The 23922-nt window shown below is 49.2% G+C and carries 19 protein-coding genes and 1 pseudogene; 7 read left to right on the top strand and 13 right to left on the bottom strand.

Features of this window, described 5'->3' with window-relative positions; translation table 11 throughout:
• Nucleotides 1-178 precede the first annotated feature (178 nt).
• Together ACETK5_RS01005 and ACETK5_RS01000 are read left to right on the top strand one after the other, a co-directional pair.
• Nucleotides 179-754, top strand: coding sequence for a TetR/AcrR family transcriptional regulator (locus ACETK5_RS01005; RefSeq protein ID WP_100539131.1), 576 nt, complete (start codon nt 179-181; stop codon nt 752-754).
• Between the two features lie 49 nt (nt 755-803).
• Nucleotides 804-1874 (top strand): serine hydrolase domain-containing protein, encoded by a 1071-nt coding sequence (locus ACETK5_RS01000; RefSeq protein WP_394054134.1) that lies wholly within the window; start codon nt 804-806, stop codon nt 1872-1874.
• A 62-nt stretch (nt 1875-1936) separates the two neighbouring features.
• Here ACETK5_RS01000 and ACETK5_RS00995 read toward each other — a convergent pair whose 3' ends face one another.
• Together ACETK5_RS00995 and cls are read right to left on the bottom strand one after the other, a co-directional pair.
• Nucleotides 1937-2854 carry a YitT family protein gene (locus ACETK5_RS00995; protein WP_100539133.1) on the bottom strand — a complete coding sequence of 306 codons (918 nt, stop codon included), beginning with the start codon at nt 2852-2854 and terminating at the stop codon, nt 1937-1939.
• A gap of 167 nt (nt 2855-3021) precedes the next feature.
• Nucleotides 3022-4452, bottom strand: coding sequence for a cardiolipin synthase (gene cls / locus ACETK5_RS00990; RefSeq protein WP_394054133.1), 1431 nt, complete (start codon nt 4450-4452; stop codon nt 3022-3024).
• Between the two features lie 238 nt (nt 4453-4690).
• Between cls and ACETK5_RS00985 the strand changes: the two genes are divergently transcribed.
• Both ACETK5_RS00985 and ACETK5_RS00980 read left to right on the top strand, forming a co-directional pair.
• The gene (locus ACETK5_RS00985) at nt 4691-5662 is read left to right on the top strand and encodes a M23 family metallopeptidase (protein WP_394054132.1); all 972 of its coding nucleotides are present in this window, start codon (nt 4691-4693) and stop codon (nt 5660-5662) included.
• Between the two features lie 33 nt (nt 5663-5695).
• On the top strand, nt 5696-6115 hold the full coding sequence (locus tag ACETK5_RS00980) for a bactofilin family protein (RefSeq protein ID WP_326114188.1): 420 nt from the start codon (nt 5696-5698) through the stop codon (nt 6113-6115).
• 133 nt (nt 6116-6248) lie between these two features.
• Here ACETK5_RS00980 and ACETK5_RS00975 read toward each other — a convergent pair whose 3' ends face one another.
• Nucleotides 6249-7022, bottom strand: a complete 774-nt coding sequence (locus tag ACETK5_RS00975; protein ID WP_394054131.1) for an ABC transporter permease — start codon at nt 7020-7022, stop codon at nt 6249-6251.
• Entirely contained in the window at nt 7015-7932 is a 918-nt protein-coding gene (locus ACETK5_RS00970) for an ABC transporter ATP-binding protein (protein ID WP_326114186.1), read from the bottom strand. The genes ACETK5_RS00975 and ACETK5_RS00970 overlap by 8 nt, the downstream gene beginning before the upstream one ends.
• A gap of 587 nt (nt 7933-8519) precedes the next feature.
• Here ACETK5_RS00970 and ACETK5_RS00965 point away from each other — a divergent pair.
• Nucleotides 8520-8711 (top strand): annotated as a pseudogene (locus ACETK5_RS00965) (helix-turn-helix domain-containing protein); the annotation flags it as partial.
• A gap of 110 nt (nt 8712-8821) precedes the next feature.
• Here ACETK5_RS00965 and ACETK5_RS00960 read toward each other — a convergent pair.
• Both ACETK5_RS00960 and ACETK5_RS00955 read right to left on the bottom strand, forming a co-directional pair.
• Nucleotides 8822-9748, bottom strand: coding sequence for an LCP family glycopolymer transferase (locus ACETK5_RS00960; protein ID WP_326119965.1), 927 nt, complete (start codon nt 9746-9748; stop codon nt 8822-8824).
• Nucleotides 9749-10214: 466 nt separating this feature from the next.
• Nucleotides 10215-10532, bottom strand: a complete 318-nt coding sequence (locus ACETK5_RS00955) for a hypothetical protein (protein WP_326114184.1) — start codon at nt 10530-10532, stop codon at nt 10215-10217.
• 303 nt (nt 10533-10835) lie between these two features.
• Between ACETK5_RS00955 and ACETK5_RS00950 the strand changes: the two genes are divergently transcribed.
• Nucleotides 10836-11204 (top strand): helix-turn-helix domain-containing protein, encoded by a 369-nt coding sequence (locus ACETK5_RS00950; RefSeq protein ID WP_076324736.1) that lies wholly within the window; start codon nt 10836-10838, stop codon nt 11202-11204.
• Nucleotides 11205-11295: 91 nt separating this feature from the next.
• Here the strand turns inward: ACETK5_RS00950 and ACETK5_RS00945 are convergent, their stop codons facing one another.
• The 4 genes from ACETK5_RS00945 to ACETK5_RS00930 form a co-directional block, all read right to left on the bottom strand.
• Nucleotides 11296-11439, bottom strand: coding sequence for a hypothetical protein (locus ACETK5_RS00945; RefSeq protein WP_164817460.1), 144 nt, complete (start codon nt 11437-11439; stop codon nt 11296-11298).
• A 325-nt stretch (nt 11440-11764) separates the two neighbouring features.
• Nucleotides 11765-16360, bottom strand: coding sequence for a glutamate synthase large subunit (gene gltB / locus ACETK5_RS00940; protein WP_394054130.1), 4596 nt, complete (start codon nt 16358-16360; stop codon nt 11765-11767).
• 446 nt (nt 16361-16806) lie between these two features.
• A complete protein-coding gene (locus ACETK5_RS00935; protein WP_100539142.1) occupies nt 16807-19074 on the bottom strand; it encodes a YhgE/Pip domain-containing protein in 2268 nt (755 codons plus the stop codon).
• A 198-nt stretch (nt 19075-19272) separates the two neighbouring features.
• Nucleotides 19273-19854 (bottom strand): TetR/AcrR family transcriptional regulator, encoded by a 582-nt coding sequence (locus ACETK5_RS00930; protein ID WP_326096108.1) that lies wholly within the window; start codon nt 19852-19854, stop codon nt 19273-19275.
• A gap of 330 nt (nt 19855-20184) precedes the next feature.
• On the opposite strand from ACETK5_RS00930, the gene ACETK5_RS00925 reads away from it, so the two are divergent.
• On the top strand, nt 20185-21360 hold the full coding sequence (locus ACETK5_RS00925; RefSeq protein WP_326118009.1) for an MGDG synthase family glycosyltransferase: 1176 nt from the start codon (nt 20185-20187) through the stop codon (nt 21358-21360).
• Between the two features lie 98 nt (nt 21361-21458).
• Here the strand turns inward: ACETK5_RS00925 and ACETK5_RS00920 are convergent, their stop codons facing one another.
• From ACETK5_RS00920 to thpR, 3 genes are all read right to left on the bottom strand, one after another.
• Nucleotides 21459-22142 (bottom strand): metal-dependent hydrolase, encoded by a 684-nt coding sequence (locus ACETK5_RS00920; protein WP_100539145.1) that lies wholly within the window; start codon nt 22140-22142, stop codon nt 21459-21461.
• Nucleotides 22143-22184: 42 nt separating this feature from the next.
• Nucleotides 22185-23084: a cell wall hydrolase gene (locus ACETK5_RS00915; RefSeq protein ID WP_326114180.1), complete on the bottom strand. Its 900-nt coding sequence runs from the start codon at nt 23082-23084 to the stop codon at nt 22185-22187.
• Nucleotides 23085-23181: 97 nt separating this feature from the next.
• Nucleotides 23182-23763 carry an RNA 2',3'-cyclic phosphodiesterase gene (gene thpR, locus ACETK5_RS00910; protein ID WP_326114179.1) on the bottom strand — a complete coding sequence of 194 codons (582 nt, stop codon included), beginning with the start codon at nt 23761-23763 and terminating at the stop codon, nt 23182-23184.
• Nucleotides 23764-23922 lie beyond the last annotated feature (159 nt).

Here is a 23922-nt window from a genome sequence, read left to right as displayed (position 1 = left end):
TTTTAACAAACATATGTTCTTATTATAAGTGGGTTTTACTGGATTTTCAAATTAACCTCCAGCAACGCTTCATCATAATATGTTGAACTTGGTCCAATTCCGCTTTATAATTAATATATATCATGTGATATATATCGATTGTTCTACATATAATTAATCCAAGGAGTTGCAGACAGCCATGGCACCGAAAACGAAGTTCACCAAACAAGATATCGTGCTAGCCGCATTTGACATTGCCAAGACCGATGGAATCGAGTCCATTACGATTCGTAAAGTAGCTGAACGTCTGGGCAGCTCCATCGCGCCGATCTATGTCAATTTCAACGATGCTGAAGAACTGGTTCAACAGGTCGTCGAAAAGGCCTTCCAGGTGGCCAGAGGATTGATTACAGAGCAGCAATCCGGGCAGCCGTTCCGGGATATCGGCATGGCAAGTCTCCGGTTCGCCAAGGAATACCCTGTACTCTACCGGGATTTGATTATGAAGAACAATCCCCATATGAAGAATACCCCGGAACAAATTCGTGAGGTTATCGTGTTGATGAAGCAGGACCCGGAGCTTTCGGGATTTTCTGATCAGGAGCTGCAATCTATTTTATTGAAAATGCAAACCTTTCAGACAGGTCTCTGTGTCATGCTAGCCAATGATTTATTCACGGAGAGTATGGATGACATCAAGATGATCCATATGATGGACGAAGCCGCTGAAGATTTCATACGTGCCGCTCGTTTGCGGAAACAGCAGGAGAAGTGAAGCTGTATAAGGCATCGATAAATAACAATCTGTGGGAGGTATATGGAGAATGGGAAGATACCTGGAGCAGTCGCTTCTGGATGAATGCTTGGCTCGGCTCGCTAATAAAAGGAATGTGTTTAGCACGGTTTTATGCGTTGAGGACCAGATGCAATCCCTTTCCCTTGTCAGCAGCGGCGGGGAGATGCAGACCGAGGACCGCTATTTCATTGCCAGCGTGACCAAATTGTACGTGACAGCTGTACTTTTGAAATTACGGGCGGAGCAGCGGATTGGGCTCGATGATCCAATCGGCAGGTACCTTTCAAAAGAGATCATGGCGGGACTCCATATGATGGAGAACAGGGATTACACCGAAGAAATCACGGTCAAACAGTTAATGTCCAATACGTCAGGCATCCCGGACTATTTTTCCGGGGACGTCTTCTCGGATCTCATTGCCGGGCATGATCAGGCTTGGAGTCTGGACAAAACATTGGATGCAGCCAGACGGCTAAAGCCCAAATTCAAACCTGGCCAAAGAAATAAAGCCCAATATTCCGACACCAACTACAGGCTGCTTGGACAAATAATCGAGAATATCAAGGGCGAATCCATTCAGAACGTATTCAAGGAGTACATCTTCGACAAGCTGAATCTGACACAAACGTATTTTTTCGATGATCCCGAGGATACCAGCACCGTTCCTTTCTATTTTAAGAAAAAGCGTTTGGACCTTCCTTTGTACATGGCGTCCATCGGAGCGGAAGGCGGCATTGTCTCAACGGCAAGGGAAACGATGATGTTCCTGCGCTCCTTTTTTAACGGGGATTTGTTTCCGATCAGCGATTTGGATGAGCTCCAGAGGCAATGGAATTTTCTATGGGCACCTGGACCCTTTTTCTATGGCATCGGCATTTCAAGACAGCCGCTCTCTCCATTCGGCCTAGGGCGAGGACTTATCGGTCACTGGGGGCAATCCGGCGCATTTGCCTTCCATCACCCCGAATCAGGACTCTATTTCACCGGAACCGTGAACCAGGCCGTGGGTCAATCCGCGGCAGTGCAGGCGATGACAAGAATCATTCGTCAATATGGGCGAGAGAAGAAGGCGCTTCGCCTGCACGCAGATGCCCCTTAAACAAAAAAATGTTCCACCCGTGTTAACTCTCAACATGGGTGGAACATAACACTTCATGGTTATTAGTGAATGGCTTTCTTCTTAAAGCGGCCGCCCTTCACATCATGGATGTTCCCGATGGCGACAAAAGCCTGGGAGTCCCAATCTTCCACGATCGATTTGAGTTTCGCTTCTTCCAGACGGGTAATGACAACAAAGATAACCTTCTTGCTGTCCCCGGAATAAGCGCCCTCACCATCCAGATAGGTTACGCCGCGTCCCAAACGTTGGGTCAACGCATCACCGATCTCCTTATGCTTATCACTGATAATCCAAACCGATTTGGATTGATCAATGCCTTCGATTGTAATGTCAATCAGTTTAAACGCCAGGTAATAAGCAATCAACGAGTACATGGCATGATCCCAACCGAAAATAAATCCTGCGCTGCCAAGAATAAATACGTTAATGAACATCACGATTTCGCCGACGGAGAACGGTGTCTTCTTGTTGATCAGAATGGCTACGATTTCCGTTCCGTCCAAGGAGCCGCCGGACCGGATAACAAGACCAACCCCGATACCAAGCAGAACGCCGCCGAACACGGCCGCAAGCAGCGGATCGATAGTGATCGGATCGACGGGATGCAGAAAATAAGTTCCAATGGACATGATCACTACGGCGAACAGCGTGGATAATGCAAAGGTTTTCCCGATTTGTTTATACCCCATAAACAAAAACGGAAGGTTGAACAATGTCAGGAATATACCTAGCGGAACATTGGTGATATGGGAAACCATAATGGATACGCCGGTAATGCCCCCGTCAATAATTTTGTTGGGTACCAGAAAGATCTCCAGCCCTACTGCCATCAGTACCGCACCGAAAGTTAAGAACACCAGACGACGGAGAAGCTTCAAGGTGGTTGAGCCTGCCTTGGGATTCTCCGGCTTCTGCTGCTCCGCTTTCACTGGCGCAAGAATCTTCACATCACTTGACATAAATCTCCCCCGTTCAACTTATGAAAGCTAAGCTAATTTATATTTATAAGTGAAACCCTTATAAATATTCTATCATATAAACAAAAGCTGGACATAGTCTTTTCGCAGTTTATCCTGCTTTTTACTCGGATTTCCGTCATTCCCACATCTCATGTAAGTTATTCCTTTTATAATAAGGGTGACAGCATCCTGCATAAAATTTCGGCTGCTCTCTGCCATCTTCCGCGCTGACGAAATACCTCCGCGTCAATCAGTCGGCTCTGTTTGAGATCCTCCTTAAAATCCGAAACCAACCGTTCTATCGGGGCCTGATCAAACAGTACGGCTGTCAGCTCGAAATTACAGAAGAAACTCCGCATATCCATATTCGCCGTACCGACCGAGCCGAGAAGCTCGTCCACAATGAGCACCTTGGCATGGATGAACCCTTTTTCATACTCGTAGAAGGTAACTCCCGCTGCCAGCAGTTCTTCCACGTAGGACAAGCTCGCCATTTTCACAAAACGGGAATCGGCACGATCCGGAATAATGATCCGTACATCCACACCGCTCACCGCTGCCGTCTTCAGCGCCTCATATATCCCTTCATCGGGAATGAAATACGGCGTTGTGATCCATATCCGTTCTTTGGCCACGGAAATCGCCCCGAAGCACATCTCCTGGATGGCATTCCAGTTCAGATCCGGTCCGCTGCTCAATATTTGCACTTGCTCATCCCCCGTGCATTGATGCTTCGGGAACAGCCCGAAATCCGCGATGCGTTCTCCGGATGCAAGCTTCCAATCGTGCAGAAACACATTTTGCAGGAAGTACACCGCATCTCCCTTTACTTCCAGATGCGTATCGCGCCAGTAGCCCATTTTCGGGTATTCGCCCAGATAGTCGTCCCCGACGTTAATCCCGCCAAGAAAACCGATGATGCCGTCCACCACGACGATTTTACGGTGATTCCGGTAATTGATTCTGCGGCTGAACATCGAAACCATGGCGGGCAGGAAGAAATAGAACTCCACTCCCGATTCCTTGAACCGCTGAATGAACGTTTTCTTAAGTTTATAACTGCCCAGCCCGTCACAAACCAGGCGTACCTTCACGCCTTCTTGCGCCTTTCGAATCATGATATCCTGAAACTTCGTGCCGATCCGGTCATGACGAAAGATATAGAACTCCACATGGATGTGGTGTTTGGCCTGTTCCATAGCGCTCAACATAGCAGCATAAGTCTCTTCCCCGTCCGTCAACACGCGGCTCTGATTACACCCCGTGATCGGACTCTCCGACAAGTGATTGAGCAGATTGAACAAACGGTCATTATGATGAAATCCGGCATTGTTCATACCTTCCTTGTGCCGGACAACAGCGGCCCGATCCCAGAGGTGCCCCCTGAGCTCCTGAAACAGTCTGGAGCCCCGCTTGCGAATCTTCAACCGCTTCTGATAGTCCCTCGCCACAAAGAAATAGAGTACAAACCCGATCAATGGGAGGCAAAATAAAATAAACAGCCAGGCCACGGCCTTGGACGGATTCCGAAATTCCAGCAGCAGCACTGCAACCATCTGCAAAATAAAAATAATAAGTGCAACCAGAAGCCACACCATACCGGCAGCCTCCTCACCATGAAGAATAGTGGTATTTTGAACCGAATAACTACACTACATCATTGACCAATTTCATATGTATTTATTCAATTACCCAATGACGCACCATACTGAATAAGTTCTCTTATCTAATAATTTTTGACATGTTCTTCGAAAGAATAGAATACATACTAGATAAGGAGCTGGCCAAGTCTAGCGGGTACCATGATCCACAAACGATGTATGGAAGGGAGATGCCATGAAAACCACACACCGTAAACAACGCTTAACCCTGCTGGTGCTTCGGGATGCCCAGCATTCAGTCAAACAGATCCATCTGTCCAAGCCTCTCATGATAGCGGTGCCCGCGGCCGCTATTTTGTCCATCGCCGGACTGATCGTTTCCCTGCAAATCCAGTCGGCTCAAACGATCTCGGGACTGGAGCAGCAGCTGATGCTGAAAAGCCTGGAAGCTTTAAAGATGGAAGTGACAGTTACCGACAAGGATGAAGCCATAGAACGCCTAAACAAAGCTATCATTCAGCTGTCGGGTGAAGCAGAGCAAACGAAGGTCCAGATGGAGCGCGTTCAGCAGCTGGAGCAGGAGCTTCAGCAGTTTATTCAGAAGCACGGCAGCTTGTCAGGACAGACCTCCTCCATCACAGCGGAGGATAAGCAGCATGTCGGAGGGGAATTCATTGCCGTTCATGAGAATGAAATGTTAAGTCTCGCAAGGGAGACCCATGATGATTTCGAGGAGATTCAGCAGTTGATTTCACGCATGGAGCGTCATATTCCGCGCACGCTGGATCAAGCCCAGGAGACCCAAGAGAAACGTGAAGGCACGCCCTCTCTATGGCCAACCACCTCTAAACGGCTGACATCGAATTTCGGTTATCGGAGCGATCCTTTTACCGGGCGTTCGGCCTATCATGCCGGCATCGATATTGCCGGTAAAACCGGGGATCCCATCTATGCTGCAGGTGCCGGTGAGGTGACGGCAGCGGAACGCAGCGGAGCCCGGGGGCTTTATATCGTGGTCAAACATCCGAATGGTCTGGAGACCTGGTACATGCATCTGGACAGTCTGGACGTGTCGGTAGGCGATCATGTCGATCAAGGTGAAGCCATTGGCAAGCTGGGATCCTCCGGGCGAAGCACAGGCCCTCATCTTCATTTTCAGGTCGTCAAAAACAACCAGACGATTGACCCGTTGCCTTATCTGCAGTAAACACCATCCATTCATGATGAGGAGGAATGTAATATGAAAAAGAAAAACAAGAACAAACGGGCTTCCCAGCGAACGGATACGCTAATTGGACCAGGAAGCGAAGTTGAGGGCGTGCTGCAATGCGAGGAAAACCTGCGGATTGACGGCCGCTTTAACGGCTCCATTGAAAGCCAAGGCTGTGTCACCATCGGCGAAGAAGCGATTGCCCGCTCCAATATTTCCGCTCGGGAAGTCATCGTCGCCGGCAAGGTGTACGGCGATGTGACGGCGGAAAACAAACTGACTATTACGCCTACCGGGCAAATGTATGGGGATGTTTACGCCGCTTCCCTAATCGTTATGGAAGGCGGACTCCTAAATGGAGCTAGCCGAATGGAGCATCAAACCTCCAGTCAAGAAACTGCGGAGTCAACGGACACCACACTGCCGCTCCAGCGCTCGGAAGCAGGTTAACCCAGCATATGGACGGCGACCACCCGAACCCGGCAGTTTTATATCGATCGGCCAGTTCTTTCAGCCGATATAATGAAAGAGCCCCTTCCCATCCCTGTGATTCACACGGACAGAAGGAGCTCTTTTCTTATCATTAGGCTGCCACGTCTCTCTTCGTAAAGACCAACCAAGAGATGAGCATGAACAACAAGCAATAAACACCCAGAATCGTGATGGAAAAACCTAATCCTACTCCCCCCGGTCCGACAGGCGACTGGATATAGCCGCTCAGGTCGGTGTGGAGAAAGAGTAAATACTTCGCCCATTCAAACCGCTCCGGATTAAAGATAAAACCGAAAATATCCTTGGTGAACAGGACCAGCAGCGATAATCCAATCGCCAGACCGCCAGAACGAAATACCGTAGAGAGCATAAACGCAATCAGCGAGATGACCAGTGCCTGGATCGTATCCGTCAGCAGGAGAAGCAGGGAGTTGTTCATCGACGATCCCTCGAATCCACCCGATAATCCGGTGTTGCCGGAGAACAAGAGCAGCGACATGGCGATCCCCACCACGGCCGTGATTCCTGCACAGAGCAGACCGAATAGGATCAGGGAGGTGAATTTGGACAACAGAATCTTCCCTCGGCTCCACGGCCGAATCAGCAGCAATTTGATGGTGCCTCCGGCAAACTCCCCGGCCACGATGTCCGACGCGACGATCACCGTGAATATGGTACTTAGGTAGATGGTGAAACTCTCCGTCCATGTAAATACGGTCCAGACATCCATCGGCGCATTCGTAAAGTACAGCATGGTAGGCATGGCCGCATTAAACAATAGAAGAATCCCCAGCATGACCCATGTCCGTACGCGATAGTAAATTTTCATATTCTCATTGGCAACAAGACGGGTAAAGTTATTCAACAACGGATCCCCCTCCCGTCATTTCCAAAAATTGATCCTCTAGCGACCGGGTCACCGGCTGTATGGCATACACGCGTATGCCCGCCCCGACCAATACCGCGTTGATATCCGCAATCATGTTCTCGTCGCCGCGGACAATGATTCGGTGATCGTGGGCTGACACTTGGAATTCTTGGAGCAGTACTGCCGCTGCATCCGCGTTATTGACGGTAAAAGCCGTCTCTTCAAACACCCGCTCTCCCTCGGCCGTCCGCAGCTGCCGGATATCAATCAGCTTGCCGTGACGTATAATGCCAACGGTATCACACATCAGCTCCATTTCAGACAACAAATGACTGGAGACGAATACGGTCGTCCCTTCCTCCTGCGTCAATCGGCGCAAATAATCACGCAGCTCCCGAATGCCCTGCGGGTCCAAGCCATTCGTAGGCTCGTCCAGGATCAGAAGCTTCGGTCGATGCAGTAGTGCCTGTGCCACGCCGAGCCGTTGGCGCATCCCCAGCGAATAGGTCTGCACTTTCTCATGAATCCGATTCCCGAGCCCGACAAGTTCCACTACCTCATCGATTCGCTCCTTGGTAATGCCCTGCATCATGCGCGCAAAGTGCTTCAGATTGTTATATCCAGATAAAAATTTATACATTTCAGGGTTCTCGACGATCGCCCCAATCTGCGCGGCTGCCTGTTCATAATTCTTCCGTATGCTGTAACCCCCGATGGTAATATCCCCCTGGGTGATGGACATCAGCCCGACCATCATGCGAATGGTCGTTGTCTTGCCTGCCCCGTTCGGCCCAAGAAACCCGAAGATTTGTCCAGGTGGGATATCTAAAGTCACATGATCTACCAAAACCTTGGACGAGATTTTCTTCGTAACCCCGAGCAGTCTTACCAGCGGTTCCTGCTTCATGTAATCTATTCTCCTTTGCCCTTGTATCATGTCAATCTCCACAATTATACAATACTAGAGCAAAGGACAAAATTGTTGAAATGCATGACCCCTATACTGCTTTTTAATGGAGCCGTCTACTTGCGATGCACCAACAAAGCCGATTGACACTCCTTGCAGACCCCCGCCGGAACATTATGCTTATAGAAGCCGGTTTTATACAAGCTGTGGCTTTGGGCAATGGGAAGCATCCGACAGCAACTGACGCAATACATCATCACTTCTTTCATCCCGTCATCTCCTCTCCGGGATTGATGCTTCTATTCTATGTACAGGATGATACAAAATGTATCCACTACAAAAATTCTATATAAATTGTTACTCTTTGTCAAACGTAAATAAATCAACTCCCGATGAGACTACAGAATCCGAAATATCCTTAAAACGGAGTGATGAAGAAGGATACATTTTTTTCTAATTTTTTAATAATTGCTACAATATGTATTGACGATCAACGGAATTTAGGATACATTTTGTATCATATTAGATGTTTTATGTTATGTATGTTTGCTCTAAATTAAATGGAACTTGTAGAGAGGTGAGTATGGATGTCATATGGATCTCGCATTGCAAAATTGCGGGAGCAAAAAGGTTGGACCCAAGAAGAGCTATCCGAGCTTATTGGTATCAGTCGGGCTTCTTTATCACATTATGAAAAGGACCGCAGAGAACCAAATCTGGAAACGCTAACAAGATTAGCGGACGTATTTCAAACCACGATTGATCAAATCATTGGAAGATAGTCTGTTTAGTCCCCCCACTCCAATATAATCAAAATAACCGAAAGCTTCGTTATTCTACTTCACACACAAAACCCCCTCTACTCAAAAAGGGGGTTTTGTGTTACGAGTCATTCCATATACGCTCTTAAAGTAGACGTTATCTTTTCTCTTTCTTGATCAGCGACGATATAATACCAAATTCCATTCATTTTTTGACCGTGGCCAGCAATTTCAACCTGCTCCAGCTTGTTTAGTTTTTGACGGTACTCTGTTACAAACATCTTCATCTCTTCAAACGAAATATCCGTTTTGACACTGTTTCCAATGTTGTCCAGAAGGGATTCGAGTTTAAAGACAGTCGAAATCCTTATTAACTTATTTAAGATCCCTTTCAGAACCTCCCGTTGCCTTGCATTTCTACCTAAGTCTCCCTTAGGATCTTCAAACCGCATACGCGAGAATGCCAGTGCTTCATCACCGTTTAAGTTCAGCTTCCCCTGATCAAAGTCATAGCCAGCATATTCGAACCGCATATGGTTATTTACGGTGACTCCACCCAATGAATCCACAATGCTGGAGAATCCCTCCATGTCCACTTTAATGTAGTAATCGATAGGGAATTGCAAAAAATTCTCGACGCTGCTGACCGACATCTCAACGCCTCCAAAGGCATAGGCATGGTTGATTTTATCCACCGTTCCATGTCCTACAATATCAGTTCTAGTATCACGTGGAATATTAAAAATCAGTACTGACCCCTTTGCAGGGTTTACTGCCATTAATATCATGACGTCGGATCGCCCACGATCGTAGGGCCTTTGGTCTACGCCCAAAACCAGAACAGTAAATGGATCAGCGTCCTTCATATTCTTTTCTCCGACCTGAATGGTCGTCCGATCCTGTACGAAGGTTGGAATAACTGGCGAAGGCTCCCGTTCTTCGTAAATCCGATTTGCTGTCGTTTTAATGGATTGATACGTATACAGAAGATAAGCTGAAGGCAGCAGTATAAGCATAGCCAGCAGCCACAGGACCCATTTCCTTGTCATTTTCATCCAGTGATGCCCTCCATTGCGTTGACCTTATCACGTTCCGTTATAGGTCGACGTTAAATCACGACTTAAAGAATCTCCTTCATCATCGGTATGGTGAGCGAAAGTCTTGTTATATCGCTTTTTTATCATTCGCTTATCAATAAATACATTGAATTCGTAGTGAATAAGGGTCAGGAGAAAGGGAACTCGCAGAAATATGTATCGAGGATGTTTCATGATTACATTGAACTAGATATACAACTCCAATTATAAGATTAAATAAAAATCTACATATGAAATCATATAATGAAGTTTCATTAATCGCAGGAAAAAACAACGTTATTCTAGATCTATCCCTCATCATGCACAAGGATTTAAGGTAAAAGAACTAATGACCAAGCAACATAAATATAGTAGAATATCAATAAACCATGATAATGATTCATCGTGAATACCTGTTCGCTGCAGGCTATCCATGAATTACGTTTCAGTTATAGAGACTCATTTTATTCGACTCGTTGTGACCGAACATCATTCGGTTCAACATACCCACGATACGCGTCTTTTTATCGACGTCTGTATGGAATTCCGTATGATACAATTGGCGTCCGTAAAAGAGTCCCCTTGATTCAATGCGGCCCGAAAGCAAAATATGATCCACATTATCATCAATTTCGTAACCCAATATAACATTAGAATGAATCGGTATTTCCCAAGGACATAGGAATACAAGACCACTTGGCAGCAGCTCTAGCGGCGTAACGGAATGACTTTTCCCATGAATGGTTAATTCCCCGATCTGCATGACTCTAATCCTTACTGTAATTTGGTGTTGCCGTTCTCGTAACATTGGAGGTAACCCATCCGCTCCTTATTATAATTTTTTTGGTATGGGACATTTCTGCAATGGATAAAATGATACTAACTGTACCCAAACCTTTACATTGTAGATACAATATGTATCTTATTAATGTTTATAATACGATACATATTGTATCTAGTCAATAAAAAGTAGTCTTTTTATGTATATAATAATCGGCAATTTTAACTTTTAGATCTATTCAACTAACTTCTATAGATACAAGCCATTCGAAAGGGGGATCAATGCGTGAACTACGGAGAACGAATATCTGAATTACGTGAACAGCATGGGTGGACTCAGGAAGAGCTCGCTACCTCTGTCGGTATTACACGTGCTGCACTATCCCATTATGAAAAAAATCGGCGCAAGCCCGATTTCGAAACATTGACCCGCCTGGCAGATCTGTTTGACGTATCCATAGATTATCTGATCGGGAGAACGACACAGGAAAAAACGGTGCTTGATGCGGAGGTTCGATCGTTTGTGGACGGACTTGAACTATCCGATGAGGATTTATTGGAACGCTTTAACCTTACAGTGGACGGCCGTAAACTAACTGAAGATGAAGCCAAGCGATTTATTGCATTTGTCCGCATGGAACGGGCCATGAAATAACGGCTCCATGCCCAAGAACTACAAATCCCCGACGTGTAGGATACGACTATCCCAACATGTCGGGGATTTTCTTGTCACCATGAGATCATATCTAATCTTTTCGTTCCTCCAATTGCAGCCATTTATCAGGATGGATTCCCAATTGAGTCATGAGCTTATTGATGTCGATGTTCGTTTTCTGCTGGTCAAGCCGCTGCTCGGTGCTTCCGGAGCCTCTCTCCTTGTCCACACTCATTTCCACAACTACCTCGCTTATCTATAATTTCCTCTCCATCCCAGCTGCTAATACGTGTTGAAATTACCATATATACAGCAACAAACCTATTAAACAACTTACTTACCAATATTATAACGAACGAATCCACATGATGCTGTCGTCTTGTGGAGCCTTTGTCCTATGCTTCGGGTTCTAATTTTGTCGAATTTTCTTTTGGAATATTTTGTTGAAAAACACAAATTTCTTAATAACACTCATCACAGCTTATTTTATATATGAAAAAAAACCACATTGCATTCATTAAAGAACACAATGTGGTTTCTGATTAACATAACAACAGATGCTAGTTCCCTGTACGAGCCAGCTCTCTCATATTCGCCTCAAATGCGGCGAGGAGCGCAGCTTCACCCGCCAGGCCTTGGTCTTGAGCCTTTTCGATATGCAGCAGCATACGTTTGTAATCCTTCGGAATGATACGGACAAAGCGGCTGAGCGCCTGATCCCAGTCTCCTAGAATTTGCTGTGCCGGCACACTGCCGGTGTACTGCTCATGCTGCTGGACAAGATGACGGAGTTCTTCCGCTTCTGCTGCATCCTCCACGCGCTCAAGGAGCACCATCTCCAGATTACAGCGATCCATAAAAGTTCCTTCAGGATCATAGACATAGGCTACACCACCGGACATCCCGGCTGCGAAGTTGCGTCCAGTTTCCCCGAGAACGACTACCCGGCCGCCGGTCATATATTCACAGCCATGATCGCCGACACCTTCAACGACAATGCTCGCACCCGAGTTACGAACGGCAAAGCGCTCGCCGGCAATGCCTCTTACATAGGCTTCACCGCCTGTAGCACCATAGAACGCGGTATTACCGGCAATGATGTTCTCCTCCGCTTTGAAGGTTGCTTTCCGTGAAGGCTTCACGATCAGCTTGCCGCCGGAAAGACCTTTACCGATATAGTCATTCGCATCCCCTTCAACCGTCAGCGTCATCCCTTTCGGCACAAAGGCACCAAAGCTCTGGCCTGCGGAACCCACGAAGTTAAATTGAATCGTGTCTTCCGGCAGTCCGGCAGCACCGTATTTGCGGGTGACTTCACTGCCCAGAATGGTACCCACTGCACGATCCACGTTTGTGATTGGGAAGGTACCTTCCACCGCTGCTCCCGATTCCAATGCAGGCGCAGCGCTGGCGAGCAGTGAACGCATATCCAGCGTTTCTTCCAGGCCATGATTCTGTCTTTGCGTACGATAGCGAGTGCTGCCTTCGGGAAGCTCCGGCGTATACAGCAATGCGGAAATATCCACGCCTTTCTTCTTCCAGTGATGATCCGCTTTGACGGCATCCAAGCAGTCGGTACGTCCAATCATCTCATTAACGTTGCGGAAACCAAGCTCTGCCATCAGCTCGCGCATGTCTTGAGCGACAAATCGCATAAAGTTGGCAACATGCTCCGGATCTCCTGTAAAGTTCTTACGCAGCTCCGGATTCTGAGTGGCTACGCCAACCGGACAGGTGTCCATTTGGCAGACACGCATCATGATACATCCGATGGCAACCAATGGTGCAGTAGAGAACCCATACTCTTCGGCTCCAAGCAGAGCCGCTACCACCAAGTCGCGTCCGTTCAGCATTTTGCCATCTGTCTCGAGCACAACGCGGTCACGCAGATTGTTCATGATAAGCGTCTGATGGGTCTCGGCAAGGCCAAGCTCCCAAGGCATACCCGCATGACGGATCGAGCCTTGCGGCGAAGCACCCGTACCGCCATCGTAACCACTGACCAGAATGATATCCGCCCGGCCCTTCGCAACACCCGCAGCGATCGTACCCACTCCCACCTCGGATACGAGCTTCACGTTGATATCCGCACGCGGGTTGGAGTTCTTCAGGTCGTAAATAAGCTCTGCCAAATCCTCAATGGAGTAGATATCATGATGCGGCGGCGGCGAGATCAGGCCAACACCCGGCGTCGAACCGCGAACCTCAGCTACCCAAGGATATACTTTACGGCCCGGCAGCTGTCCGCCTTCGCCCGGCTTCGCGCCCTGGGCCATCTTAATCTGGATTTCGTCCGCATTCACCAGGTAGTTGGAGGTTACGCCGAAACGTCCCGAAGCCACCTGTTTGATGGCGCTGCGGCGGGAATCGCCATTAGCATCCGGGATGAAACGGGCCGGATCCTCTCCGCCTTCGCCTGTATTGCTCTTGCCTCCGATGCGGTTCATCCCGATCGCTAGGCTCTCATGCGCTTCCTTGCTGATCGAGCCGAATGACATTGCGCCCGTTTTGAATCGGCGCATGATGGATTCTACGGATTCAACCTCATCCAGTGGTATCGGTTCGCCGACCGGCTTGATTTCGAGCAGTGAGCGCAGCGTAAGGTGCTGCTCATTCTCGCCTTTCACAAGCTCTGCGTATTTCTTGTAAGTTGCATAGTCATTGGTGCGGACAGCCTGCTGCAGCAAATGGATGGTTCTCGGGTTGAACAAATGCTCTTCCCCGTCAGCTCTCCATTGATATTCACCGGCTGAATCCAGCGCTTTATCGTTCCCATCCTTCTCGGTAAAGGCACGCTCGTGATGGGCCAGGGTTTCCTCGGCCACTTCTTCGAGACCGATACCTCCGATACGGGATGGTGTCCGTGTGAAATAGCTTTCTACGAAATCTTCTTTGAGGCCGACAGCCTCAAAGATTTGGGCCCCGCGATAAGATTGGATCGTGGAGATCCCCATTTTCGATAAAACTTTGACGACGCTCTTGCTTGCCGCTTTAATGTAATTTTTCACGGCTTTCTCATGCGAGATCCCGCGAAGCATCCCCTCGGAAATCATGTCATCTAGTGTTTCGAACGCCAGATACGGATTGACCGCGCTCACGCCGTAACCAAGCAGCAAGGCGTAATGATGCACTTCGCGAGGCTCCCCGGATTCAAGCAGAATTGCCACCTTGGTTCGGGTTCCCTGACGGATCAGGTGATGATGGAGAGATGATACGGCAAGCAGCGATGGAATCGCAGCATTGTCTTTATCCACGCCGCGGTCCGACAAGATCAAGATGTTATGGCCCTTGGCAATAACCCGGTCCGCCGCCTCGCAGAGGGTATCGATCGCCTGGCGAAGCCCTTGTGCACCTTCGGCTGCCGGGAAGAAGATCGGAATGGTCATGGATTTGAAGCCGGGACGACGAACGTGGCGCAGCTTCGCAAAATCTTCATTAGAGAGCACCGGCGAGTCCAGACGGATATGACGGCAGCTTTCCGGCTCCGGCTTCAGCAGATTGCGCTCCGGACCGATCGTTGTTGCCGTTGAAGTCACCAGTTCTTCTCGAATCGCATCAATCGGCGGGTTCGTCACCTGGGCGAACATCTGCTTGAAGTAGTTGAACAGCCGCTGCGGACGGTCGGATAACACCGCAAGCGGTGCATCGTATCCCATGGATGCGACAGCTTCCGCACCCGTAATCGCCATCGGCTCGATGACTTTGCGCAGCTCCTCATACGTATACCCGAAGGCTTGCTGCAGTTGACGTACATTTTCATGCTTCGGATCCGGTAGTTCCGGCGCGTCAGGGAGATCATGAAGCTCTACCAGATGCTCATCCAGCCATTCAGAGTATGGAAGTTCCGCGGCGATGCTTGCTTTGACTTCTTCGTCAGAGATGATCCGGCCTTCCTTCGTGTCAACGAGCAGCATCCGGCCAGGACGCAAGCGGTCCTTGTACAGCACGTTTTCCGGCGGAATATCCAGAACGCCCGCTTCGGAGGACAGAATGATCAGATCATCCTTCGTTACATAATAACGGGATGGACGCAGTCCGTTCCGGTCCAGGGTAGCCCCGATCTGAACACCGTCCGTGAACGCCATCGCAGCCGGGCCGTCCCATGGCTCCATCAGCGTGCTGTGGTATTCATAGAATGCTTTTTTGCTCTTATCCATGCTCTCATGGTTGCTCCACGGCTCAGGGACCATCATCATGGCCACATGCGGCAGGGAACGACCGCTGAGATACAGGAACTCAAATGTATTATCGAACATACCGGTATCGGAACCATCCGGGTTGATGACAGGTTTCACCTTCTCCAGATCGCTTCCGAACAGTTCATGCTCGAACAGCGATTGACGGGCGTGCATCCAGTTTACATTTCCGCGCAGCGTGTTGATCTCGCCGTTGTGGATCATGAAGCGGTACGGATGCGCGCGTTCCCAGCTTGGGAACGTGTTCGTACTGAAACGGGAGTGAATTAGCGCGATAGCGGATTCCAATCCCTGTTCCTGCAGGTCCAAGTAAAATTCCCCTACCTGCTCCGTCGTTAACATGCCCTTATATACGATTTTCCGGCAGGACAGGCTGGATACATAGAAGCTGTCTCCTTCGGGCTTGCCGCTGTAACGGATCGCCAGCTCGGCACGGCGGCGGATGACATACAGCTTGCGCTCGAACGAGAGATCATCCTGAATGTCGGCGCTGCGTCCGATGAACACTTGGCGGACATACGGCTTTGCCGCTTTTGCGGATTTACCCAGCATTTCATCATGGGTTGGTACATCACGGAATCCAAGCAGGGTTTGACCTTCTTCAGCAATAATCGAAGCCAACTGGTCCTCATGGGCCAAGCGGACAGCAGGATCATGGGATAGGAACAGCATGCCGGCACCGTAATGCCCGGCTTCCGGAAGCTCAAAGCCCAGTTTCGCGGCTTCGGCGGAGAAGAAGGTGTGAGGAATTTGCAACATAATCCCAGCGCCGTCACCGGAGTTCGGCTCGCTGCCCTGTCCGCCGCGATGCTCCATATTGGCAAGCATGGTCAGCGCGCTGCTAACGATTTCATGGGATGGCTTACCCTTGATATGGGCAACAAAACCCATACCGCAAGCATCTTTTTCAAACTGCGGATCATAGAGGCCCTGTTTCTGGGGAAAATCAGTATGTTTCATAAGATGCAACCTTTCTTTGTATAGAATAAAATGCTGCTGATCAATAACAGAAATCATAAAGGTTGGACATCAATCCTCTCCTGCAGTGGACACACTGTCTTGAGGTGATGCAGTATTGTGCAAAAGCGGCAAGGGGTAACATTTACCTGACACGTAAGATTTATTAGTTCTATATATTTTATCACCGTCATACAGTGCAGGCAATTCAAAGTTTTTATGAATTTGATAAGAATTGTTTTTATGAGAGTTATCACAATACATAGTTAAAACTTATGTAGAATAGTGCAAAAAAACATGCAAATAAAACATTCCGAACAGGCGGTTTTGTTCACCTTATCTCATTTCCTCGCCATCCCGCTCCAAACATCTCTTCATAAAAAAGGACTTCCCCGAGATCTGATCGACCTTCGGGGAAGTCCTCTTCCTTCATATAATAGATATCTTGCTTATGCAGTCACCGCTGTATCGGTGTCCGCTGCCTTCTTGCTGTTTCGGGTAGCCAGGAAGTACACGGCGGTCAGTGCCAGGAATACCAGACCGAATCCGGCCAGTACCCCCACATTGGCCCACATGCCGTCGAAACTTCCAGTGGAAATGACGTCCTTGTAGCCTTTTACGCTGTAAGTCATCGGCAGCAGCGGATTCAATGCCTTCATCCAGTTCGGAATTAGCTCTACCGGGAAGGTGCCTGCGCTTGTTGTCAATTGGAGGATCAGAATAACGATGACGACGAAGCGTCCAGGCTGATCCAGCCATGTCACGAACATTTGCACCAGGAACATGAACGACAAACTCGTAACAATAGAGAAGAGATAGAAGAGCGGAACGCTCTGTACATCAAGCTTCAATCCGTACAGCATGACGACCGCTGCCAGCAAGGCTTGAATCAATCCCATACCGGCAAAGGACAGCGTACGGCTGACAAACCGGTTCCAGCCCGATGCATTCGGTACCGATGCACTGCGGATCGGCAAGATAATCGTACAGAGCAGTGCTCCGACAAACAAACCGAGCGACAGGAAGTATGGTGCGAATCCCGTACCGTAGTTCGGCACTTCGTTCACCTTGTGCTCTTCAACCTGTACCGGTCCGGCAAACATGGTGACCGTTTCGTCGGTTGTTTTGATATCGCCTGTCTTGTCGGCAGCCTCGTTCAGCTTGCCTGCAAGCTCTCCGCTGCCTTCCTTCAATTCACTCATCCCGTTTACCAGCTCACCGGCTCCGGAATCCAGCTTTTTCGAGCCGTCGGCAAGCGTGGTAACGCCGCTTCCGAGCTTGCCCGCTCCACCTGCAAGCTGCTCCGTTCCTTGCGAAAGGGTGGCTGCGCCGCTTGCGAGCTCCTTGCCGCCAGCTGCCGCCTCGCTCAGCTTCGTGCCGAACAGCTTCATGCCGTCAGCCAATTGGCTTTGACCGGCGCTCAGCTGTTTGGCACCAGCCAGCAGCTCTTGGCCGCCAGCTGCGAGCTGTTTGCCGCCTTCAGCCAGCTGGTTCGCTCCGGCGCTCAGCTTGCCGGCGCCTTCCTGCAGCTGCTGCGTGCCTTGATTCAGCTCGGCTGCGCCTTGTGCCAGCTGTTTCTGGCCGGCATTCAGCCCGCTTGTGCCGGAGGCAACGGATTGGCTCGCAGCCAGCAGCTGCTGAACCTCCGGACTTTGCGCCAGCTCCGGATTGCTTTCAGCCAGCTTCTTCAATCCGTCTGCAACGGCTTTGGCGCCTTGCTCCAGGGAAGCCGTAGCCTCCAGCGATTGATTCAGCCCGGCTTTCAGGCTGCTGCTGCCTTCATGAGCGCTTTTCGCGCCTGCCGCAAGCTGGGAAGCCCCTGCCTGGTTGGCTTGCAGGCCTTCATTCAGAGCGGTGCTGCCGGCTGCGGCAGATTCAATCCCCGCTTGCAGCTTGGCACCACCCTTGCTTGCTTCCTCAGCTCCGGCCTGCAGCTTGCTGTGACCCGCTTTCAGCTGATCCAAGCCGGAAGCAAGAGTGCCAGCTCCTGTGTTCAGCTTGCCTGCACCGTTATTCAGTTCCTGCACACCTTGTGTTAAAGGTGCGATTCCATCCTGAAGCTCCTGTGTGCCGCTGACGAGTTTAGCCAGATTTTCCTTCAGCTTCACGGCGCCGTCATCCAGTTTTACGGCACCTTCGGATATCTTGGTTGCGCCGTCTCCCGCTTCGCTCAAGCCATCGGACACTTTGGCTACTTGATCGAACAAAGTTTCCGTATAGGCTTCCGTCACCTTCGCGGACACCTTGGACTGAATCTGCTTCACCGCAGATCCGCCGATTTGGGCCGCCAGAAAATTGTAGCCTTCATTCGGTTCAAATACGATTTGCGCAGGCTGCGGATGGTCATCCATTAAAGTTGTCGCCTGCTGTGAGAAATTCTCGGGGATGCTGATGGTCATGTAGTATTTGTTATCCTTCATGCCCTGCTCAGCTTCCTGCCGATCAACGAATTGCCAATTAAAATCTTTTCCCTTCTTCAGCTCGGCAACCAAATCCTCGCCAGCGTGAAGCGTCTTTTCTTCAAAAACAGCGCCCTGGTCGTTATTGACGACCGCAACGGGCAAATCCTCCATCTTTCCATACGGGTCCCAAAAGGCCCCGAGGAACATACCACTGTACATGACCGGTATGAACAGCACGGCGATGATCGGAATCAATATTTTTTTATTCCGAACGGCAGCGCCAAGATCTTTTGCAAATACAGATAATGACTTCATCCAGTCTCTCTCCTTTTTTTCTCTAAATAACCAGCCGACATGAATCTGCCTCATGGCAGATCACATTCCAGTACAGAATGACCGATATCCTCAATTGGTCAGTTCGGGCCAAAAAAAAACGATCCCTGCCAAGGAAGACGATCCCTCAAGCCTAGAGAGTCCGCCTTCCTCATCACGAAGGAGGTTCCTACATCCTTCTTACGTAGTGGCCTTCAACCCGTCAGCCAAGAACACCATCATATATTCCTTGATCTGTTCCTTGCTCAGCGGCTTGTGAAGCTGATTGAAGTCGGTCGTGAGCGCAACATACAGCTTCAGCATCACGAAGGATACCACTTGAGCATCCAGCGGCTTGAGCTCGCCGATCGATATGGCCTGCTCCACAATTCCCTCCAGATACCCGACGATTCCATTCTCCACCTTCGTCAACCCTTCATGCGCCTTCGGCGTGCCAATATCCCGAACCTCTTGCGATAGCTTAATGAACAGCTCATGCTCGCTTCGGAATTCAAGCAGCGCATCCAGCACCCGATACAGATTGTCGAAGAAATCTCTGTCCTTCCGAATCTCCCGCTCGGCAATACGCTTCATCTCCATAATGGCCGACAGCAAAATCTCGTCAAACAGTTCATCCTTATTCGTGAAAAACGTGTAGATCGTACCTTTCCCTACATTCGCAATCTTTGCCACCTGTTCCATCGTCGTCGCTTTATATCCGAACAAAGCAAACGACTTGGAGGCAGCATCCAGCACCTGCTTCCGACGGTCCACAGCTGACATGCTTACCCCTCCTTCTTGATCTTTTTAAAATGGCCTTCATTTCAAAACTGACCAAAATACTTTTTCGGTCATTCGGTCAAAAATCACTTTACCAGATTGTCGGATTCATTGCAATATCTTTTCGTTAAATTTTTTAATATTTTGAATGCAGGGTTCAAATCTCATCATGACGTCTAATGTAGGGTACACTCTGACTCCCAGACGTAAAATAATTGAAATGCTTTTCCCTTTTGCGCGTATACTTATGATGCATACTCTTTTTTTTCGCGCCGCTCTTCAAAAAATGATTCCTGTTTTGTAAGATAGAGGGAGAAAGAAGTAGGTGAAACCATGCGATATACAAGAGTGCTCCTCTTTTCCGAGGGTTTCGGCACAGGACATACGCAAGCAGCGTATGCGCTGGCTGAAGGTATACAACGGATGAATCCCGGCATCCACTGCCGTGTCATTGAGCTTGGCAATTTTTTGAATCCAACCGTGGGGCCGTTAATCTTATCCGCTTATCGAAAAACCGTCAGCACCCGGCCTCGCCTTGTCGGCATGCTGTACCGTTCGCAATATAAGAAATCGTTAAACCGTCTGACGCGGCTCGCGCTGCACCGCATATTCTATGCGCAGGCCCAGCGGGTCATCGAGCAGCTGAAACCGGATCTCATCATATGTACCCACCCCTTTCCTAATGCCGTGGTCTCCCGCCTGAAGCGTCAAGGGCTTGAGGTTCCGCTCTATACGCTGATTACCGACTATGATGCCCATGGCACCTGGGTCAATTCGGAAGTGGATGAATATCTCGTATCAACGCCTCATGTGAAACAAATGCTGCTGCTGCGGGACATTCAGCCCGAATACATTCATGTGACCGGCATTCCGGTGCATCCCAAGTTCTGGGAAAGAAGCAATCGAGAGGCGCTTCAAGCCGAGCTTCGATTAAAGAACATGCCAACCGTGCTGATTATGGGGGGCGGATGGGGCCTCGTGTTCAACAAGGAACTGCTCAGCAAGCTGGCCAGCAGGGCCGATGATATCCAGCTGGTCTTCTGTATGGGACAGAACGAGAAGCTGGTTGCCAGCATGCGCGAAGACCCGATCTTTCAGCATCCCAACATTCATGTTCTCGGTTATCGCGACGATATACATAAACTCATGGAAGTGTCGGATTTGCTCATTACGAAGCCAGGCGGTATGACATGTACGGAGGGAGCTGCCAAGGGAATTCCTATGCTGTTCTATGAGCCTATCCCGGGACAGGAAGAAGTGAATTCCCATTTCTTTGTCAGCGAAGGCTATGCGGAAATTTTGGACTCTCCTTCCGTCATCGATAAATGGCTGAACCTGCTGTCCGATCATTATGATCAGGTGACAAAGAAACGTAACGGAGCAGGCCGGCGGCGCATCCCGCATCTGGAGCCCGACCACTGTGCCAGCCAGGTGATGGGATTGCTGACCGAAGGGCGCATGCCCGGTTATCATGAAGATGCCGTCAAACTGTTAGCGGACCAGCCCTAATATCTGCAGCATGTTCTATGTTTCCCGCTTTTGCACTTTTACCCCAAAAAAGCTTCCCTGTCACGAAGACAGGGAAGCTTTTTTCATGAAAAACCCATCTATATCTCCAGCGTTTCTCCAGCCTTCAATGGATGACCCTGAATGCCTGTTTTGGCTAGTTCGTCGCAGAAGGCCCCTGCATCCTGTTTAATGCCCGGGAACGTGTCGTAATGTACTGGGATGACATGTTTCGCACGAATCCACTGTGCGGCCAGCAGGGCGTCCTGTGGACCCATCGTCAATAAATCCCCAATCGGCAGCGCAGCTGCATCAATGTGATTCATCTCTCCGATCAAGCGCATATCCCCAAACAAACTCGTATCGCCTGCATGATAGAATGTTTTGCCGCCCATCGTCAGAATGACGCCACCAGGCTGCCCTGCATAGATCCAAGTGTCCCCTACCGAAATGGATGAAGAATGAAAGGCCGGGGTAAACTTCACCTTAAAGCCATCGAATTGCGCGCTTCCGCCGATGTTCATTCCATGGGATTTGGCTCCCAGGCTGCCGCAATACACGGCGAGTTCATAGACCGCGATAATCGGGCAATCATTCTGTTTCGCAATCTCGATGCAATCGCCAAAATGATCGGAGTGCCCATGCGTCAGCACAACCGCATCCACCTTTACGTCTTTGGGCTCGATGCCGGAGCCTGGATTCCCTGATAGCAGCGGGTCGATGATCACACGAACTCCGCCTTCTTCCACCAAAATGCTAGAATGGCCGTAATACGTAATATTCATGCTTAAACACACCTCCTACATCCTAGTTTACCCATACGGGCACTACTTGTAAAAAGAGTGATTTCCTATTTTTTTTACGAACGTTCTTGAATGATGTACCGTCAGATCCTGAGCCAGCTTCAAAGACAGGAAAAAGTACGTATCGTCCTTTACCTCTTTTTGGCCATGAAGTGCCGCATTCACGGATTTAATCGTCTCTTTGTTCGGCTTGACACGTTTAAGACGCCCGTTCGCTACAGGACTAAATTGGTGCTTTTGATAGATGACATCGGTAATGGTATCGGGAAAATTAGCTGACCGCAGCCGGTTTAAGACAACGTTAGCAACTGCTACTTTGCCTTCGTACGGTTCGCCTTCCGCTTCTGCCATAACAATCTTCTGGAGCAGAAGCAGTTCTTCAGCTGACAAATCATAGGTCCAGGTCGCTTTGTCTTTCTGATCCTGGGTTAACGTATTTGTTCTTGTGAAGAATAAAGTTGTGGGGGGTGATAAGCTTTCAGTCTGAGATTTGACGACATGCGTCCCCTTTTGTTTTGCCGGTTTCCCGTCTGCAGTCTGAGATTTCGATGGTTTCTTTTTCTCATCTGCAGTCTTCAATGCTTGTTGCGAGTTCCAATATCCGTTTTCAGCCAAACCGATGCCTTTTGCGCTTGAAAAAGCATGGCTCTTGCTCCCCGGCTTATTCCACTCCTGGAAAACAATTGAAGACAAAATATTGACAGGTTCCCTATCCTGCTTGGTACTCGCCTCTTTTACGAATCGATCCGGGTCAGGCTCAGTAGCCGGTGCAGCCGTCACGAACTTCGGCATATCCTGCTGCTGTTCTTCCCCTTCCGTTGTCTTTGTCTGCATTCCAAGTAAACTTATAAGAGACAAACTCACAAAGAGCGCTCCAATGAGCAGCGCAACCCAGCGATTTTGCCGTAGCACGTTCATAACCATATTTTTCCTCCTATGATGTCGGCACATTCCTACACTATGTAACCACATTTTTAGGCTTTGAAAACATGGTAATTTTATGAACATTCTATCCTCAATTTCAGAAAAATGTTGAAAGCCGCGCCACACCTACTGTTTCGTACATCGGACTTGCATGCAAATTTGTTCGAAAAAGAACGAGCTGCTGCACTTCCCACTGGATGGGCCTGGGTCCTGTTCCGATAACATCCAATGAAAATTTTTGATTTCCTTGAAATTTCCGGCCAACCGTAATATGCGGACGAAACGGTCGCTCCTCCGGCACAAATCCGAAAGACTCCATCCTTGATACCACCGATTGCTGAAGATGAGACAGAGCATTCAAGTCCCCACCGACTCCCGCCCATAAAATTCTTGGCGAGGCGCTTGCCCCGAACACGCCGGCATCATAAAGGCCAAGCCTGAAGGGTTTATGCTCCTTGGCGACTTCCTGCAGCGCCGCCGTGAGCTCCGCTATCCGATTTGACGGCGTATCGCCCAGAAACTGTAAGGTGATGTGGTAATCCTGCGGATGAACCCATTTTTTGAAAGTCACTTGCTCCACCAATGTTTCCGTCCAATCCTGAATCCGGGAAGACACCTCGGAAGGCAGATGTACGGCAACAAATAAACGATCCATAGCTCCCTCAGCCGAATGGCTCAACTAAGACACTTCCTTCCAATCTCTTTTATCCTAAGCAGCCACCGGCTGCTGTAAGGCACCATGTTTTCGTGGTTCGTTTATAGTCTGAGCAATATGACATGAAAATAGTATGAGGGGTACATCAAATTCGCCTAAAAATATGATGAAGCTTCAATTTAC

Origin of the sequence: Paenibacillus ilasis, assembly GCF_043195395.1 — a bacterium.
In the GTDB taxonomy this organism is placed as follows: Bacteria; Bacillota; Bacilli; order Paenibacillales; family Paenibacillaceae; genus Paenibacillus_AQ; species Paenibacillus_AQ lautus.
The sequence above is the reverse complement of the archived record's forward strand: the minus strand, read 5'-3'. Positions and strand labels throughout refer to the sequence as shown.